At 60.8% G+C, this 17,150-nt stretch carries 13 protein-coding genes; 5 read left to right on the top strand and 8 right to left on the bottom strand.

Annotation, left to right across the window (positions count from 1 at the left end; all coding sequences use genetic code 11):
• Positions 1 to 17 precede the first annotated feature (17 nt).
• The 7 genes from sigX to ppsA all read right to left on the bottom strand — a co-directional run bounded on the left by sigX (position 18) and on the right by ppsA (position 6,958).
• Positions 18 to 584, bottom strand: a complete 567-nt coding sequence (gene sigX / locus ACVI9W_RS20325; RefSeq protein ID WP_036990388.1) for an RNA polymerase sigma factor SigX — start codon at positions 582 to 584, stop codon at positions 18 to 20.
• A 114-nt stretch (positions 585 to 698) separates the two neighbouring features.
• Positions 699 to 1,523, bottom strand: a complete 825-nt coding sequence (locus ACVI9W_RS20320; RefSeq protein ID WP_128326090.1) for a mechanosensitive ion channel family protein — start codon at positions 1,521 to 1,523, stop codon at positions 699 to 701.
• 2 nt (positions 1,524 to 1,525) lie between these two features.
• A complete protein-coding gene (locus tag ACVI9W_RS20315; RefSeq protein WP_371261983.1) occupies positions 1,526 to 1,780 on the bottom strand; it encodes a CrfX protein in 255 nt (84 codons plus the stop codon).
• Positions 1,781 to 1,875: 95 nt separating this feature from the next.
• Entirely contained in the window at positions 1,876 to 2,871 is a 996-nt protein-coding gene (locus ACVI9W_RS20310) for a zinc transporter ZntB (protein WP_038608796.1), read from the bottom strand.
• A 27-nt stretch (positions 2,872 to 2,898) separates the two neighbouring features.
• The gene (gene rraA, locus ACVI9W_RS20305; protein WP_038608795.1) at positions 2,899 to 3,387 is read right to left on the bottom strand and encodes a ribonuclease E activity regulator RraA; all 489 of its coding nucleotides are present in this window, start codon (positions 3,385 to 3,387) and stop codon (positions 2,899 to 2,901) included.
• A gap of 69 nt (positions 3,388 to 3,456) precedes the next feature.
• A complete protein-coding gene (locus tag ACVI9W_RS20300) occupies positions 3,457 to 4,473 on the bottom strand; it encodes an alpha/beta fold hydrolase (RefSeq protein ID WP_461530973.1) in 1,017 nt (338 codons plus the stop codon).
• A gap of 109 nt (positions 4,474 to 4,582) precedes the next feature.
• Positions 4,583 to 6,958 carry a phosphoenolpyruvate synthase gene (gene ppsA, locus ACVI9W_RS20295; RefSeq protein WP_461530972.1) on the bottom strand — a complete coding sequence of 792 codons (2,376 nt, stop codon included), beginning with the start codon at positions 6,956 to 6,958 and terminating at the stop codon, positions 4,583 to 4,585.
• A 176-nt stretch (positions 6,959 to 7,134) separates the two neighbouring features.
• Between ppsA and ppsR the strand changes: the two genes are divergently transcribed.
• A complete protein-coding gene (ppsR, locus tag ACVI9W_RS20290) occupies positions 7,135 to 7,953 on the top strand; it encodes a posphoenolpyruvate synthetase regulatory kinase/phosphorylase PpsR (protein ID WP_461530971.1) in 819 nt (272 codons plus the stop codon).
• Between the two features lie 157 nt (positions 7,954 to 8,110).
• Here ppsR and ACVI9W_RS20285 read toward each other — a convergent pair whose 3' ends face one another.
• Positions 8,111 to 12,976 carry an NAD-glutamate dehydrogenase gene (locus tag ACVI9W_RS20285; protein WP_461530970.1) on the bottom strand — a complete coding sequence of 1,622 codons (4,866 nt, stop codon included), beginning with the start codon at positions 12,974 to 12,976 and terminating at the stop codon, positions 8,111 to 8,113.
• Positions 12,977 to 13,325: 349 nt separating this feature from the next.
• On the opposite strand from ACVI9W_RS20285, the gene ACVI9W_RS20280 reads away from it, so the two are divergent.
• The 4 genes from ACVI9W_RS20280 (at position 13,326) to ACVI9W_RS20265 (ending at position 17,150) form a co-directional block, all read left to right on the top strand.
• Positions 13,326 to 13,679, top strand: coding sequence for a hypothetical protein (locus ACVI9W_RS20280; protein ID WP_157191790.1), 354 nt, complete (start codon positions 13,326 to 13,328; stop codon positions 13,677 to 13,679).
• Positions 13,680 to 13,753: 74 nt separating this feature from the next.
• On the top strand, positions 13,754 to 14,464 hold the full coding sequence (locus ACVI9W_RS20275; RefSeq protein ID WP_157191789.1) for a FadR/GntR family transcriptional regulator: 711 nt from the start codon (positions 13,754 to 13,756) through the stop codon (positions 14,462 to 14,464).
• 118 nt (positions 14,465 to 14,582) lie between these two features.
• On the top strand, positions 14,583 to 15,776 hold the full coding sequence (lhgO, locus tag ACVI9W_RS20270; protein ID WP_461530969.1) for an L-2-hydroxyglutarate oxidase: 1,194 nt from the start codon (positions 14,583 to 14,585) through the stop codon (positions 15,774 to 15,776).
• 45 nt (positions 15,777 to 15,821) lie between these two features.
• Positions 15,822 to 17,150, top strand: coding sequence for an MFS transporter (locus tag ACVI9W_RS20265; protein WP_461530968.1), 1,329 nt, complete (start codon positions 15,822 to 15,824; stop codon positions 17,148 to 17,150).

The following is a 17,150-nucleotide window of genomic DNA, read 5'->3' as shown; positions in this document are numbered from 1 at the left end:
GAGATATTTGCGTGCTTCTAAGTTTCAGCAAGGCCCGCAAATTTCTCACGTAGCTTGTCTAGCGCACGTTTGTACCGCATTTTCGTTGCGCTCAGGCCCATATGCATGATATCGGCGATTTCCTGAAATTCCAGCTCTGCGACAAATCGTAGCACCAGAATTTCACGGTCAATCGGATTAACATGCACTAGCCATTTATCCAGCCCACCCTTCTCTTCAGGTTTCGGCGCCTTCTCTTCCGAGGCCTCCTCAAGTGGATCAAGACTCAAGGCATCCATCAGTCGACGCTTGCGCCGCTCCTTGCGGTACTGGGTGATGCATTCGTTATAGGTGATGCTGTAGAGCCAGGTCTTGAACTTCGATTTGCCCTCGAAGTTCTTCAAACCATAGAGCACCTTGAGCATCACCTCCTGACAGACATCATCAGCATCCCGATCGTTCCCTAGATAACGTGCACACACGTTAAAAAGAGTCCGCTGGTAGCGCCGCATGAGCTCCTCATACGCGCGAGTAACATGAAACAGCTCCTCATGCGAACGCGCCACCAACTCCTCATCAGTGAGCTCGCGGGGGTCGTAACGCATGGGCAGCGAGTGAACTTTATTCAAAACGAATCTGGCCGACAGTCAGGTCAATGTCGCCGCTTACCCCTGCCTGGGGCAATTTTGCGGCGGCATACATTAGCAGGATTTACCCGGTTAGCGGCTATTGACTCGCTGCTCGAGAAGAATCCGGTTGGACAACGAAACCAGCTCGCCGTCATCGGTCAGCAGGGTCGTCTTGACCGTGCCGATCTCCTCGATCTGCCCTTCGACCTCTCCAACCTGCACCTGTTGGCCCACTTGATAGAGCTCTCGGACGTAGATTCCAGCCAGAATCTGCCCGGCAATTTCACGGCTGCCCAGGCCCATCGCCAGGGCAACGGCCAGACCAACGGTAATCAAACCGATGACGATTACATGGTTCAGCAGGTCAGTTTTGACCTCGAGCTGGCTGATCGCCACCGAAATACTGATGATAATCACCAGGCCCTGAGCGATACGACCGACGCCGGCGGCGTACTCCAGGCCGATGCCTTCGGCGGCGCCGCGCACCAGGCCGTTGACCAGTTGTGCCAGCAGCACGCCCGCCAGCAGCACCAGCGCCGCGCCAAACACCTTCGGCAGGTACAGCGCGAGCATGTCCAGGGTTGCCGAAACGCGCTCAAGACCAAGGGATTCAGCCGCCGAGACCAGGAAGATCAGCAACACGAACCAGTAGACGATCTTGCCGATCAACGTCGAGATCGGCACCTGGATACCGACCCGATCCAGCATCTTGGTCAGGCCGGTGCCGCCCATCAGGCGGTCCAGACCGAGTTTGGCCAGCAGTTTGGAGAGCAAGGTGTCGAGCAGCTTGGCCACGACAAAACCGAGCAGCACCACAACCAGGGCGCCAAACAGATTGGGGATGAAGTTCGCCACTTTGGTCCACAGCGCGGTCATCGCGGTGAGCAAGCTCTGGGTCCAGAGATTAAGTTCCATATTCAATCGGCCTTATCAGCTTTACGAGCGGTAGCGTTACGGCGGACCGGCGCTACATGCGCCGAACCATTGTTCACGGCGATCATCAACGCCTGGCTCCAGCGGCCAAGCAGGCTGAACAGATCGCCCGCACCCACCTGACGGTTGGCGGTTTTCAGGACACGCCCAAGGCAGGCATCGTCGTCGCGCTCGCGCCCGGACGGTGATGCCTTGAGCAGGTCTCGCAGGGATTCTTCAAACGGATCGTGCATGGGCACCTCGCGCAATATCTGTCAAAGACGAGGTCGCCCCGGCACGGGTCACATGAACCGGGCAGACAGTTAATGACTGATTGTTCACGAAATGCACCGGATCACACCCAGCGCAGCCGGCGGAACAACCACCACTGCCCCAGCGCCAGCGCCAGTACCAGCAGGCTGGCGAAGAGAAAACCATAGGGGCTTTCCGATCCCGGAATTCCGCCGACATTAATGCCCAGCAGCCCGGTGACAAAACTCATGGGCAAAAAGATACAGGTGATGATGCCAAAGCGGTACATGGTCCGGTTCATGCGCTCAGCACGCCGACGGTCTTCGCTTTCCAGCACCAGCGCCGCCCGCTCACGGGTCAGCTCCAGCTCTTCAAGATAGCGAATCAGGCTGTTGTTCAGCTCGTTCCAGTAATCGGCATCGTCTTCGGCGAACCAGCTCCACTTGTTGCGCGCCAATTGCGCGTACAGCTCGCGCTGCGGCGCGAGAAAGCGGCGCAGACCGGCGGCACGGCGGCGGATCTGCTGCAAGGAAGCCTGCTCCGGCGCGTACCTCTGGTCGGCTTCAAGCTTCTCTTCTTCCAGGTCGACCACTTCCGAGAGATCACTGAGCAGCGCCTGAACCTTCTCGGTCAGCAGCTGCGCCATGCTCAGCAACAGTTCGGAGGCAGTCTTCGGGCCACGGCCTTCGGCCAGTTGCTGCAACAGCTCGTCACTGGCGCGCAATGGCCGCAAGCGCAGGGAAATCACCCGCTGTGCCTGGGCGAAAATGCGTACCGAGACCATGTCTTCAGGCTCTGCGCCCGGATTGAGGTTGACCCCGCGCAGAAACAGCAGCATCTGCTCTTCTGGCAAGGCCAGCAGGCGTGGGCGGGTATTTTCTTCGAGGAGCAGGTCGCAGGCGAACTCGCTCAGGCCGCTGTCGCGGCGCAGCCAGGTCCGGGTCTGGGGATGGCTGCGATCCCAATGCAGCCAGAGGCTCTGCTCTGGTTGCAGCTGCAGGTCGTCCAGTTCAGTTCGAGCAATCGAACGCGCACCGCCTTTACCATCGAGCACCAGGGCATGCACCAACCCCCACTGCGCGTTTTCTTCCTCGAACATTCCTGCTCCACTTCGCGGTTTCAGTGCTTATTCCGGCATTTTAAGCGGACTTGGCGAGACAATCACACCATTGTTGTCTGCGTAAATGTACTCGCCCGGGCGGAACGTCACCCCGGCAAAGTTCACCACCACGTTGAGATCACCGATGCCGCGCTTGTCGGTCTTCATCGGGTGGCTGGCCAGGGCCTGCACGCCAACGTCGGTCTGTGCCAGGACATCGACGTCACGCACGCAACCATAGATCACCAGGCCTTCCCAGCCGTTCTTGGCAGCTTTCTCGGCGAGCATGTCACCGAGCAGGGCGCGACGCAGCGAACCGCCACCGTCGACCACCAGCACCTTGCCCTTGCCATCCAGGTCAACCTGTTCCTTGACCAGCGAGTTGTCCTCGAAGCACTTGATGGTGACGATCTCACCACCGAAGGAATCGCGTCCACCGAAGTTGCTGAACATCGGCTCCAGCACCTGCACCAGTTCCGGGTAGGCGTCGCACAGATCGGGGGTGAGATAATGCATGGGAAACTCCTGTCGGTTGCCAAGACAAAGGGATGTCACAGTTTCAAATCAGTTAACGAGGCCCAGCGATCAAGCTTTAGGCTCAAGGCTACACGTCGGCGCCGATCCGGTCACCTGCTGCGCAGTATCATTGAGCAAAGCAGCCATGGGGTTGTGCAGCCAGCGCTCAACCAGCGGCCATACCTGCGTCTGCGCGGGCTTGCTGACCAGCATGTCGACGTGCCCAAAGTTGTCGAAGCCCTCTTCGCGCCCCAGGCGAACGAATTGCTTGTGCTCACCGCCCAATTGCTCAAACAGCTTGCGACAGGCCCACACCGGGTCCTGATGGTCGCCAGCCGCGCCTACCGCCAGCACCGGCACATCGACTTCAGCCAGCCCGGCCCACCAATCGCGATCCTTGTCGCCGAAACGGCCGAACAGACCGAACCAGCGCATGCTTTCCAGGGCCAGGCCAATCGGCTCGTCCTCCGGGCCGCGCTTGAGCCGCGAGCCGGAAATCTGCCCGAAGCGCTTGAGCAACAGGCGCCCACCCCACTCCACTGGCGGTAATTTCAGCGGCCAGTAGGTGCGACTGACCTGAGTACCGAAAAACGCCGCACTGGCCACCTGCTCAGCTGTCAGGTACCGACCGCCGAGCGCAGCGGCCAGCGTGGTACCGCCCAGGGAGTGGCCGACCCAGTGCGCGGCACGGCCGCACTGCTCGCTGACAAAGGCGGCGATGACCGGCAAATCGTAACGGGCATAGTCGGCAACACGGTTATTTCGATAAGCGCGGTTGCGCGGCGACAGGCCGTGGCCGCGCATTTCCGGAATCCACACATCAAAACCGGCGCGCGCCAGGTATGCACCCAGGCCAACACCCCGGGGCGAATACCAGAAGCGCCGGTTGGAAAAGCTGCCGTGCAGCAAAATCACCGGGGCGCCGCGCACCTCGGCCTGGTCAGCCAGACCGAGACGGGTGACCGCCAGCTCAACGGTGCGATCCGGGCTGTTACCGGCTTTGATCCGGTAGACGTCTTCGCTCAGATCACCGCGACGTTCGGCACTGAGCAAGGCCACGGGAAATAGAGAACTGCTGCTTTGCATAGGTTTCTTGCACGAAAAAGGGCGGGAACCATCACTGGAACACGCCCTGGAATACGGTCGGAACCTTCACCGGCCAGCAAAGGCCAAGTGAAGGTTCCGGTTCAACGCCTCAGTTCGCAGCCTGGCCTTCAGCCAGGAAGAACCAGGTTTCGAGTACCGAATCCGGGTTCAGCGAGACGCTTTCGATGCCCTGCTCCATCAGCCATTTGGCCAGGTCCGGGTGGTCGGATGGGCCCTGGCCGCAGATGCCGATGTACTTGCCAGCCTTGTTACAAGCCTGGATGGCGTTGGCCAGCAGCTTCTTGACCGCTGGGTTACGCTCGTCGAACAGGTGAGCGATGATCCCCGAGTCGCGGTCCAGGCCCAGGGTCAGCTGGGTCAGGTCGTTGGAACCGATGGAGAAGCCGTCGAAGTATTCGAGGAACTCTTCGGCGAGGATGGCGTTGGACGGCAGCTCGCACATCATGATCACGCGCAGACCATTGTCGCCGCGGGCCAGGCCGTTTTCAGCAAGCAGGTCGACGACCTGGCTGGCTTCACCCAGGGTGCGTACGAACGGCACCATGATCTCGACGTTGGTCAGACCCATTTCGTTACGCACGCGCTTGAGTGCACGGCACTCCAGCTCGAAGCAGTCACGGAAGGTTTCGCTGATGTAACGCGAGGCGCCACGGAAGCCCAGCATCGGGTTTTCTTCTTCCGGCTCGTAGAGCTTGCCGCCGATCAGGTTGGCGTATTCGTTGGACTTGAAGTCCGACAGGCGCACGATGACCTTCTTCGGCCAGAACGCCGCCGCCAGGGTGCTGATGCCCTCGACCAGTTTTTCGACGTAGAAGCCGACCGGATCGCTGTAACCGGCGATACGCTTGTCGACGCTTTCTTTCAGCTCGGCAGGCAGGCCGGCGTAGTTCAGCAGCGCCTTGGGGTGCACGCCGATCATGCGGTTGATGATGAACTCCAGACGCGCCAGGCCGACACCGGCGTTGGGCAGCTGGGCAAAATCGAACGCACGGTCCGGGTTGCCGACGTTCATCATGATTTTGAACGGCAGATCTGGCATGGCATCGACCGAGTTCTGACGGACGTCGAAGCCCAGCTCGCCTTCGAAGATGAAACCGGTATCGCCTTCAGCGCAGGAAACGGTCACGCCCTGGCCATCTTTGAGCAACTGGGTGGCGTTGCCGCAACCGACCACTGCCGGAATACCCAGTTCACGGGCAATGATCGCCGCGTGACAGGTACGTCCGCCACGGTTGGTGACGATGGCACTGGCGCGCTTCATTACCGGTTCCCAGTCCGGGTCGGTCATGTCCGATACCAGTACGTCGCCAGCCTGGACCTTGTCCATTTCCGAGACGTCTTTGATGATCCGCACCTTGCCGGCACCGATGCGCTGGCCAATGGCACGGCCTTCGACCAGCACAGTGCCGGTTTCCTTGAGCAGGTAACGCTCCATGACGTTGGCCTGGGAACGGCTCTTCACGGTTTCCGGACGCGCCTGAACGATGTACAGCTTGCCGTCATCGCCGTCTTTGGCCCACTCGATGTCCATCGGGCACTTGTAGTGCTTCTCGATGATCATGGCCTGTTTGGCCAGCTCGCTGACTTCGGCGTCGCTCAGGCAGAAACGGGTGCGGTCGGCTTTGTCGACATCAACGGTCTTGACCGAACGACCGGCCTTGGCTTCTTCGCCGTAGACCATCTTGATGGCCTTGCTGCCCAGATTGCGACGCAGGATGGCCGGGCGACCGGCTTCCAGCGTGCCTTTGTGGACATAAAATTCATCCGGGTTGACCGCACCTTGTACGACGGTTTCACCCAGACCGTAGGCGCCGGTGATGAACACTACATCACGGAAGCCCGATTCGGTGTCGAGGGTGAACATCACGCCAGCAGTACCGGTTTCCGAACGCACCATGCGCTGCACGCCTGCCGACAGGGCCACCAGCTTGTGGTCGAAGCCCTGGTGCACGCGGTAGGAAATGGCGCGGTCGTTGAACAGCGAAGCGAACACTTCCTTGGCGGCGCGGATGACGTTTTCGACGCCACGGATGTTCAGGAAGGTTTCCTGCTGACCGGCGAACGACGCGTCTGGCAGGTCTTCGGCGGTGGCCGAGGAACGCACGGCGACGGCCATGTTCGGGTTGCCCTGGGACATTTCAGCGAAGGCGGTGCGAATTTCAGCGTTCAGACGCTCGGGGAACTCGGCTTCCATGATCCACTGACGGATCTGCGCACCGGTACGGGCCAGGGCATTGACGTCATCGACATCCAGTGCGTCGAGCGCAGCGTGGATCTGGGCGTTCAGCCCACTCTGCTCGAGAAAATCACGGTACGCCTGAGCCGTAGTGGCAAAGCCGCCGGGGACCGATACACCGGCGCCCGCGAGGTTACTGATCATCTCGCCGAGGGATGCGTTCTTGCCCCCCACATGCTCTACATCATGGACGCCGAGCTTATCGAGGGAAACTACGTACTCTACCAAGGTGATCTCTCCACTAACTGTGTTGGAAAAGCTCAGGTCGCCCGCCTGCCAGCTCTGGCTTGGCCGGGCGCTTGTGGCCTGGACCCGGAAAATAAGTGAGAATGCCGAACACGATGTTCGGTAAACCGAACCTATCATATCCAAGAATTCTCACCAGCTTAAGGCCCAAGGCGCAAATGAAACGATCTGCTTTCTTTATTTCCGACGGCACCGGTATCACTGCCGAGACGTTGGGACAGAGTCTTCTAGCGCAATTCGATACAATCTCGTTCAATAAATTCACACGTCCGTACATCGACAGTGTGGAAAAAGCGCGGGCCATGGTACAGCAAATCGATAGCGCCGCAGAAAAGGACGGTGTCCGCCCGATCATTTTCGACACCATCGTCAATCAGGACATCCGCGAGGTCCTGGCCACCTCCAATGGCTTCATGATCGACATTTTCTCGACTTTCCTGGCCCCGCTGGAGCAGGAACTGACGGCGCACTCGTCCTATTCGGTGGGTAAATCCCACTCCATCGGTGGCAACTCCAACTACATGGAGCGCATCGAGGCGGTCAACTTTGCCCTGGACAACGATGATGGCGCCCGTACCCACTACTACGACAAGGCCGACCTGATCCTGGTGGGTGTCTCACGCTGTGGCAAAACTCCGACCTGTCTGTACATGGCCATGCAATTCGGCATCCGCGCGGCCAACTACCCGCTGACCGAAGACGACATGGAGCGCCTGCAACTGCCGCAGGCCTTGAAAAACCACCAGCACAAGCTGTTCGGCCTGACCATCGACCCGGACCGGCTAACCGCCATTCGTCATGAGCGCAAGCCCAACAGCCGCTATGCCAGCTTCGCCCAGTGCGAGTTCGAAGTGCGCGAAGTCGAGAACCTGTTCCGCCGCGAGAACATTGCCCACATCAACTCCACGCATTTCTCGGTGGAAGAGATAGCGGCGAAGATTCTTGTGGAGAAAGGCGTAGAACGCAGGTTCAAGTAGGCACTTCCTTACTTGTAGGAGCGGATTTATCCGCGAAGGGTCGCGTAGCGGCCCCAAAATGAGGGACTGCTTCGCAGTCCATCGCGGATGAATCCGCTCCTACAAGGTCAAAAAAAAGCCCCGGCAGATGCCGGGGCTTTTTCATTTCAGCTCAGACTCAGGACGGCACCACCGCCGCCTGCCCGCTCATGGCCAGATCCACCAGTTCACGGTTGGCTACCGCGTACATGGCGTAATCGGTACCGGTTGCGGCACGCAGCTCGTCCAGCATGGCGCGCCAGCGGTTGACCATCACGCGGTGCTGATCCAGCCACAGCGTCACGCGGGCATCCATGTCTTGCGGCGCATCGGCCATCTGCAAGACCGAGATGGTGATCGCGCGCTGCTGCAGGTCGATATCATCGCGGAACGACTCGCGGGCCAGGGCCTGCCAGTTGTTTTCCACCGACAGGTTGCTGATTTCCTGCAGGTACCAAGTCAGATCCAGCGCGCTGCCCACCGCGAAGAAGGCCTTGGCCACTTCAGCCGGATCCTGGCCGGTGACGTCGGACGCTTCGATAATCGGCAACAGGGTGTACAGGTGCGTGGTACCGGCAACCATACGCGCCAGCAGCTCCGGCACACCGGCTTCGACGAAGCCCTGGTAACGAGTCATCCAGCGCTCACGGGTCGGCCCTTCCAGCAGTTCATCAAGCTTCAGACCCAACGCAGCGATCTTCGGCCCGAAGTGCGCGACATCACGCCCGGCGTCCTGCTCGTTGCGACGGCTACGTAGGAACCAGCGGGTCGCCCGACGGCCCAGACGCATCAGCTCGTCCATCAGGGTCAGCTGGATTTCCGCAGGCACCTGGTAGTCCAGCGCCTCGATCTGACGGAACCAGTGCGGCAGGTGGAAGATATCCCGCACGATCACGTAAGCACCGGCAACGTTCGCCGGGCTCATGCCGGTGGACTCTTTCAGACGCTGAACGAAGGTGATGCCCATGTTGTTGACCAGATCGTTGGCGATCTGGGTGCTGACGATTTCGCGTTTCAGGCGATGGCGACGCATGGCCTCGGCGAACTTGCTCACCAGTGACGGTGGGAACGCGGTTTCCATGTCGCGCGTCAGGTAGTCGTCATCCGGTACCAGCGACTTGAGCAACTGTTCCTTGAGGTCGATCTTGCTGTAGGAGATCAGCACCGACAGTTCGGCGCGGGTCAGGCCCTGGCCGGCAGCCAGGCGCTCGGCCAGCTGTTCTTCGGTGGGCAGGAACTCGATAGCCCGGTCCAGCTTGCCACGGCTTTCCAGGTCGGCCATCAGCCGTTTGTATTCGGCGATGCGCTCCTTGGCCCGACGAGCTGCCAGGGACAGCGCCTGGGTTTGCTTGTAGTTGTTGCCCAGCACCAGACCGGCCACTTCATCGGTCATGCTGCCCAGCAGCTGGTTACGCTGCTTCTCGGTCATGTCGCCAGCCTGCACCACTTCGTTGAGCAGGATCTTGATGTTGACCTCGTGGTCGGAGCAGTCCACGCCACCAGCGTTGTCGATAAAGTCGGTGTTGGTGGCACCACCATTGAGGCCGAACTCGACCCGACCCAGCTGGGTCATGCCGAGGTTACCGCCCTCGCCCACCACTTTGCAGCGCAGCTCGTTGCCGTCGACACGCAGGGCGTCGTTGGCCTTGTCGCCAACATCGGCGTGGCTTTCTTCGCTGGACTTGACGTAGGTACCGATACCGCCGTTCCACAGCAGATCAACCGGCGCCTTGAGCAAGGCGTTGAGCAGCTCGGTCGGGGTCAGCTTGTCGGCTTCGATGGCGAAGCGCTCTTTCATCTGCGGGCTGATCGCAATGCTTTTCGCGCTGCGCGGGAAGATCCCGCCACCTTCGGACATGATGCTGGTGTCGTAGTCGCTCCAGGCCGAACGCGGCAGATCGAACAGACGTTTGCGCTCGGCAAAGCTGCTGGCTGGCTCCGGATTCGGGTCGATGAAGATGTGCAGGTGGTTGAACGCAGCCACCAGTTGCAGCTTCTCGGACATCAGCAAACCGTTGCCGAACACGTCACCGGCCATGTCACCGACACCGACCACGGTGATCGGGTCTTCCTGGACGTTGATGCCGCGCTCACGGAAGTGACGCTGCACGCCAACCCAGGCGCCACGGGCAGTGATACCCATTTTCTTGTGGTCGTAACCGGCCGAACCACCGGAAGCGAAGGCATCGCCGAGCCAGAAGCCGTAATCGATGGCAATGCCGTTGGCGATGTCGGAGAAGGTTGCAGTGCCCTTGTCGGCCGCCACCACCAGGTACGGGTCATCATCGTCGTGACGCACGACGTTGGCCGGCGGCACGAGGGCGCCGTCCTTGAGGTTGTCGGTGATATCCAGCAGCCCGGAAATGAAGATCCGGTAGCAGGCGATGCCTTCAGCCTGGATATCGTCACGGCTACCGCCCAGCGGCAGGCGGCGCGGCAGGAAGCCGCCCTTGGCCCCGACCGGCACGATCACCGAGTTCTTCACCTGCTGGGCTTTTACCAGGCCCAGCACTTCGGTACGGAAGTCTTCCTCACGGTCCGACCAGCGCAAACCACCACGGGCGACGTTGCCGAAGCGCAGGTGCACACCTTCGACGCGCGGCGAGTAAACGAAAATCTCGAACTTCGGTACCGGCTTGGGCAGCTCGGGGATCAGTTTGGGATTGAACTTGAAGCTGAAGTACGACTTGACCTGGCCGTGGGCGTCAGTCTGGTAGAAGTTGGTACGCAGGGTGGCCTTGATCAGGTCCAGGTAGCGACGCAGGATACGGTCTTCGTTGAGCACCTGGACGTCGTCCAGCGCTGTCAGGATGGCCTGTTCCAGACGTTGCTGCTTGTCGTCCAGGTCTTCGCTGGTGAGCTTGCGCGCCAGGTAGAAACGGGTCTTGAACAACCGGGTCAACTCGCGGGCGATGTCGGTGTGGTTGTTCAGGGTGCTGGCGATGTAACCCAGGTCGAAGCCCAGGCGGATCTGCTTGAGGTAGCGGGCATAGGCACGCAGCAGCGCGACGTCGCGCCACGGCAGGCCGGCGGTCAGTACCAGGCGGTTGAAGGCGTCGTTTTCCGCATCGCCCTTGACGATGTGGACAAAGGCGTCCTGCAGGGTGTCGTTAAGTTGCTGGATATCCAGGTCCAGGCCTTCGCTGTAGGTGAAGGCGAAGTCGTGAATCCAGAACTCGCGGCCACTGGCGTGACGCAGGTGATACGGGAACTCGCCGAGCACACGCAGGCCGAGGTTTTCCAGAATCGGCAGCACGTCCGACAGTGCCAGCGGGGTATCGGCGTGGTACAGCTTGCAGTGCAGCTGGCGCTCACCGAGCTGGGTCAGCGGCTGGTAGAAACTCATCACCAGCGGCTTGCGCTCGGACAGGGTCAGCAGGTGCTGCATGTCGACCACCGCCGAATGGGCGGCGAAGCGCTCGCGGTAGCCGGCCGGGAAACCTTTCGGGAAGTCGGCCAGAACGTTGGTGCCCTGGGCTTCGCCGAAGCTTTCGACGGTCAGGCTGGCGTAGTCGTCCTGCCACGAACGGCAGGCCTGGATGACTTCGTTTTCCAGCTGTTGCGGGTCGATGTCGATGCGGTTTTTCGGATCGACGCGCAGGATCAGCTGCACACGCGCCAGCACCGACTCGGAGAAGAAGGTCCAGAACTCGCAGTCGCTGGCCTTCAGGCGATCCATCAGTACTTGCTGGATCTTCTGCCGCACTTCGGTGGAGTAGATATCGCGCGGCACATAGGCCAGGCAGTAGCAGAAGCGACCGTACGGATCCTTGCGCAGGAACACGCGGATCTTGTTGCGCTCCTGAATCTGCACGATCGACATGACGGTGCTGAACATCTCATCCACCGGCGTCTGGAACAGATCATCGCGCGGCAGGACTTCCAGGACCTGCGCCAGTTCCTTGCCCAGGTGGGCTTTAGGGTCGAAACCGGAGCGGCGCTCGACTTCGGCGACCTTGCCACGAATATAGGGGATGTTGCGCACGCTCTCGCCATACACCGAAGAGGTGTACAGGCCCATGAAGCGGCATTCCTTGATGACCTTGCCGTCGGCATCCAGCTGGCGGATAGAGACGTAATCCGGGTAGGCCGGACGGTGCACACGGCTCGGGTAAGCGGCCTTGGCGAAGGACAGCAGCAGCGGCTCGTTGAGGTAGTTGACCGCGTAGTCTTCGATACGCAGGTCTTCGGCGGTGAGGCCAGCGCGCAACAGGCGGGTCAGGCCGAGGAACGACTGCTCGTCATACGCCAGTTGACCACCCTGGGCATCGGCGCGGACCACGAATTCTTCATAGCCGAGGAAGGTGAAGTGGTTGCCCACCAGCCATTCCAGAAAGTCCTTGACCTCGGCCTTCTCGGCCTGGGCCGGGGCATAGGCGGTTTGCTCGACCAGCGCCAGCAGTTCCCGCAGCTTGGCTTTCATCGGTTCGAAATCGGCCACCGCAACGCGCACCTCAGCCAGCACCTGCTCCAGCTCGCGGCTCAGCACGTTGAGTTCGGCGGCGTTGGCGCAGCGGTCGATCTCCAGGTACATCAGCGACTCTTGTGAAACGCCCTCGCCCTGAGTGCCCTTGGGCAGGACTTCCAGCAGCTCGCCCTTGGCCCCGCGACGCACGCTCAGTACGGTGGTCTGCAGGGTATGGATGCTGTAGCCGCGGCGGTTGAGCTCGGTGCGTACCGAGTCGACCAGAAAAGGCAGGTCATGGTGCAGGACTTCGACCGCGGTGTGGGTCGACTGCCAGCCATGACGCTCATAATCGGGGTTGTAGACGTGAACCTGAGGGTGGGCTGGGTCGAAGCGTTCGATGATGCGCCAGGCCGACAGGGTGCAACCGGCCAGGTCCGACAGGCGGCGCTGGGTGAGTTCGTCTAGAGAAATGATGCCGAAGAACTGTTCGGCGAACATCGCCACTTGTGGCAGTGCCTGTTCGCTGATGTGCTGCGCCAGGGCCGCTTGCAGTTGGTGCTGGAAGTCGGCTTTGCTGGCTGCGGTGAAAAACGCCATCTGTGGTACTCCGCTGGGCTTTGTTATGGAGTGAAGCGTCGCGCGCGTCCGCCATCTACGGATCAACGATAGCCAACCCGTAGCAGGAGGACGGAAAAACCATCAGAACAGGTGTAAATCATGACTCACAAGTCACATGCACCTGCTCCACGGATGGGCATCTGCAAAAACGACTGCTCCAGGCAGAGCTGTGTCTTTACGGGTGACCATCGACAGCGCAGCTTAACGAGTGCCCGCCCGCCCCTGCTTGCGGTGCTGCGACATATTCGGTCATTGAGGTGCAGGTCCACGTTTATCCGGGGGCCGAAGACTGGCAGAATCGTGTTTCAACTTATTTATCGAGCCACTCATGCAACTGACCACCGCCCTGCTCTTCGCCACCCCTTGCGATGATGAAGAAGACAACATGGCCACCTTGTGCTGCCACAGCGACAAGGGCCGGATGTTCCTCATGACCCGCTATCCGGACGAAGACCGTGTGGACATCACCCTCGACGACCATTACGCCCCGGTCGAAGGTTTGAAGGTCACCCTGGGCAAAACCCGATTGCTGATCGAGGTTGCACCTCTGGATGCCGACGCCCTCGGTGGCGATGATCACCTGGAAATCACCCTGAGCAGCGACGGCACCGACCTGGCCGAGGTTGAAGAGACCTTGCAGAACATCCTCAAGGGCACTGGAACCTACATCAGCGAGCTGTAATCGCGACTGCGGTTTCTTGACAAGAAACCCTCTCGAAGGCATTGTCTGACAACCTGATTAATGAGCAATACCCCATGCTTGAGCTTCAGCGCCCCGATACGCTGGTTGAACGCGTCGTCGGTGCCATCCGTGCAGAGATCGATTCCGGGCGCCTGGCGGCCGAATCGCGCCTGCCCACCGAACAGCAACTGGCCGAACAGCTGAACGTCAGCCGCTCGGTAGTGCGCGAGGCGGTGGCCCAGCTCAAGGCCGATGGTGTATTGATCGCCCGTCGCGGCCTGGGTTCGTACATTTCGCAAACCCCAACCGGCACGGTGTTCCGCTTCCCTTCCGGCCAGGGTCGACGCCCTGACCTGGTGCAGATGTTCGAAGTGCGCCTGTGGATCGAAACCCAGGCGGCCTCGGTCGCCGCCCAGCGCCGCGATGCTGCCGACCTTGCGCGGATGAACAAGGCCCTGCAGGAGATGCTCGACAAGCGCAGCGACTTTGCCGCAGCGGCAGCCGCTGACGTCGAGTTTCACCGTGCCATCGCCGACGCCAGCAAAAACGATTACTTCGTGGCCTTCCACGACTTTCTTCGTGGCCAACTGGCCGCCGCCCGCAAAACCGCCTGGGAAAACTCGGCCGCCCACTCGGTGGGTGGTTCGGCGGATGCCAACCGCGAGCACCAAGCGCTGTACCAGGCCATCGCCGACGGCGACCGTCATGCGGCGGCTGCCTGCGCCGAAGCCCACCTGCGCGCCTCGGCCAAACGTCTGAAACTGGAATTGCCAAGCATCGATTGAACCCTAGAACTGCCATGAATAGCGGGCGCTGGTGCAAAGCGCCCTTTTGTTTGACCGACTTAGTCTGACAACCTGATAAGCAGACTCTCTGACAAGAACAAGCCAAGGTGACACCTGCATGATTTACGACTACTGCATCATCGGCGGCGGCATCGTTGGCCTCGCCACCGCCATGGCGCTCCTCGAACGCCAGCCAGGCGCTTCGCTGCTGATCCTGGAAAAGGAAGCGAGCCTGGCCAGGCACCAGACCGGTCACAACAGTGGCGTCATCCATGCGGGGATCTACTACGCCCCGGGCAGCCTCAAGGCCGATCTGTGCAAGCGCGGCGCCGAGGCAACCAAGGCGTTCTGCACCGAGCACAAGATCAAGTTCGATGTCTGCGGCAAACTGCTGGTGGCCTCTACCCCGCTGGAAGTCCAGCGCATGCAGGCCCTGTACGAGCGTTCACAGCAAAATGGTCTGAAAGTCGAACGTCTCGACGCCACTGAACTGCAACGCCGCGAGCCGAACATCGTCGGCCTCGGCGGGCTGTTTCTCGATGCCACCGGCATTGTCGATTACAAGCAGGTGTGCCAGGCCATGGCCCGGGTGATCCAGGCCGCAGGCGGCGAAGTGCACTTGTCGACCACCGTGCGCGCGATCGTCGAGAGCGGCGACAGCGTCACCATCAGCAGTGATGACAAGGCCTGGCAAGCCCGTCAGCTGGTGGCCTGTGCCGGTCTGCAGTCGGATCGCCTGGCGGCAATGGCCGGGGTCAAGATCGACCACCAGATCATTCCTTTCCGCGGTGAATACTTCCGCCTGCCGGCCAGCAAGAACGACATCGTCAACCACCTGATCTACCCGATCCCCGACCCGGAACTGCCGTTTCTCGGCGTGCACCTGACGCGAATGATCGACGGCAGCGTCACCGTCGGTCCCAACGCCGTCCTGGGTCTGGGCCGGGAGAACTACAAGAAGTTCTCGGTGAACTGGCGCGACGTTGCCGAATACGCACGCTTCCCCGGCTTCTGGAAAACCATCTGGGCCAACCTCGGCTCGGGCACCACCGAAATGAAGAACTCGCTGTTCAAGGGCGGCTACCTGGAGCAATGCCGCAAGTACTGCCCATCGCTGAACATCGAAGACCTGCTGCCCTATGAAGCCGGGATCCGCGCCCAGGCGGTGATGCGCGACGGCACCCTGGTCCACGACTTCCTGTTCGCCGAGACGCCGCGCATGGTGCATGTCTGCAATGCCCCGTCGCCGGCCGCCACCTCGGCGATCCCGATCGGCCAGATGATCGCCGACAGGATCTTCAAGACCCGCTGAAACCCTGCTGAACACCATAACTACAAAGACAAAAGGAAACCTCAGATGTCGGTACACGAGACGGCTGCGGCCGCGACAGAAACCCCGGAACAAAACAAAAAGCGCCTGCGCAAGGTCGCGGCGGCCACCATCTTCGGCTCGATGCTGGAGTGGTATGACTTCTACCTGTACGCCACCATGGCGGCGATTGTCTTCTCCAAGGTGTTTTTCGACCCGAGCAATCCAGCCGTGGCCTCGCTGCTGGCCTTTTCCACCTTTGCCATTGGCTTTATCGCCCGGCCCTTCGGCGGCATCCTCTTCGGTTACCTGGGTGACCGTTTCGGACGCAAGCAGGTACTGGTCATCACCTTCTGCCTGATGGGTGTCTGCACCACCCTGATCGGCCTGATCCCCAGCTATGCCTCGATCGGCATCTGGGCGCCGATCATCCTCGTTCTGGTCCGGGTGATTCAGGGGCTGGGGGCCGGCGCCGAGCTCTCCGCCGCAGCGGTCACCTCCTACGAGCACGCCAGTGAAGGCAAGCGCGGCAGCCAGGGCGCCTGGCCGGCACTGGGACTCAACCTGGGCCTGCTGCTGTCGTCGCTGACCGTGTACCTGTTGACCATGAACGGCAACGAGTTCCTGCTCTCCGGTGGCTGGCGCATCCCGTTCATCTGCAGCATCGTGCTGGTCGCCGTCGGCCTGTGGGTACGCAGAAGCATTCCGGAAACCCCGGACTTCAAAGAGCTCGACAAAACTCAGCGCAAAGCGCAGGTATCGCCACTCAAGCTGCTGTTCAAAAACGACCTCAAGGGTCTGGCCGTGGTGTTCTTCGTCGCCATCGGCTACAACGCCCTGAGCTACATCTTCAAGACCTTCTCCCTGGCCTACCTGACCCAGTACAAAGGCGTTGAAGCGCATGTCACTTCGCTGTCGGTGACCATCGCCAGCCTGGTGGCGATTATCGCCGTGCCGTTCTTCGGCTGGCTGTGCGACAAGTGGAGCAGCAAGACCGTGCTGATGCTCGGCGGGGTTTTCTCGGTGCTGTTCGCCTATCCGTTCCTGGCCCTGCTCAACACCGGCGAGCCGACGATGATCTACCTGGCGATCGCCATCGGTACCGGCATCCTCGCACCGATGATGTTCGCCCCTCAGGGCTCGTTCCTCAGCCGCCAGTTCCCGACCCAGACCCGTTCCTCGGGCTTCGGTACCGGCCGCGAGATCGGTACGGCCGTCGCCGGTGGCCTGGCACCACTGGGTGGCCTGGCCCTGGTGGCCAGCTCCGCGACCCACTCCACCGATGGTGTGGCGGTGATCCTGGCGGTGGCCGCAGTGCTGGTGGTGGTGTTTGCCTTCTGTGACCAAGGACACAAGCATTCCAGCTTCAAGAACTGA

It is taken from the genome of Pseudomonas sp. 210_17 TE3656, assembly GCF_054821965.1.
The sequence above is the reverse complement of the archived record's forward strand: the minus strand, read 5'-3'. Positions and strand labels throughout refer to the sequence as shown.

What these genes read in the sequence shown, in the direction of transcription:
- sigX (WP_036990388.1), bottom strand. Translation starts at nt 584, where the DNA reads ATGCGTTACGACCCCCGCGAGCTCACTGATGAGGAGTTGGTGGCGCGT.
- ACVI9W_RS20320 (WP_128326090.1), bottom strand. Translation starts at nt 1,523, where the DNA reads ATGGAACTTAATCTCTGGACCCAGAGCTTGCTCACCGCGATGACCGCG.
- ACVI9W_RS20310 (WP_038608796.1), bottom strand. Translation starts at nt 2,871, where the DNA reads ATGTTCGAGGAAGAAAACGCGCAGTGGGGGTTGGTGCATGCCCTGGTG.
- rraA (WP_038608795.1), bottom strand. Translation starts at nt 3,387, where the DNA reads ATGCATTATCTCACCCCCGATCTGTGCGACGCCTACCCGGAACTGGTG.
- ACVI9W_RS20300 (WP_461530973.1), bottom strand. Translation starts at nt 4,473, where the DNA reads ATGCAAAGCAGCAGTTCTCTATTTCCCGTGGCCTTGCTCAGTGCCGAA.
- ppsR (WP_461530971.1), top strand. Translation starts at nt 7,135, where the DNA reads ATGAAACGATCTGCTTTCTTTATTTCCGACGGCACCGGTATCACTGCC.
- ACVI9W_RS20285 (WP_461530970.1), bottom strand. Translation starts at nt 12,976, where the DNA reads ATGGCGTTTTTCACCGCAGCCAGCAAAGCCGACTTCCAGCACCAACTG.
- ACVI9W_RS20280 (WP_157191790.1), top strand. Translation starts at nt 13,326, where the DNA reads ATGCAACTGACCACCGCCCTGCTCTTCGCCACCCCTTGCGATGATGAA.
- ACVI9W_RS20275 (WP_157191789.1), top strand. Translation starts at nt 13,754, where the DNA reads ATGCTTGAGCTTCAGCGCCCCGATACGCTGGTTGAACGCGTCGTCGGT.
- lhgO (WP_461530969.1), top strand. Translation starts at nt 14,583, where the DNA reads ATGATTTACGACTACTGCATCATCGGCGGCGGCATCGTTGGCCTCGCC.
- ACVI9W_RS20265 (WP_461530968.1), top strand. Translation starts at nt 15,822, where the DNA reads ATGTCGGTACACGAGACGGCTGCGGCCGCGACAGAAACCCCGGAACAA.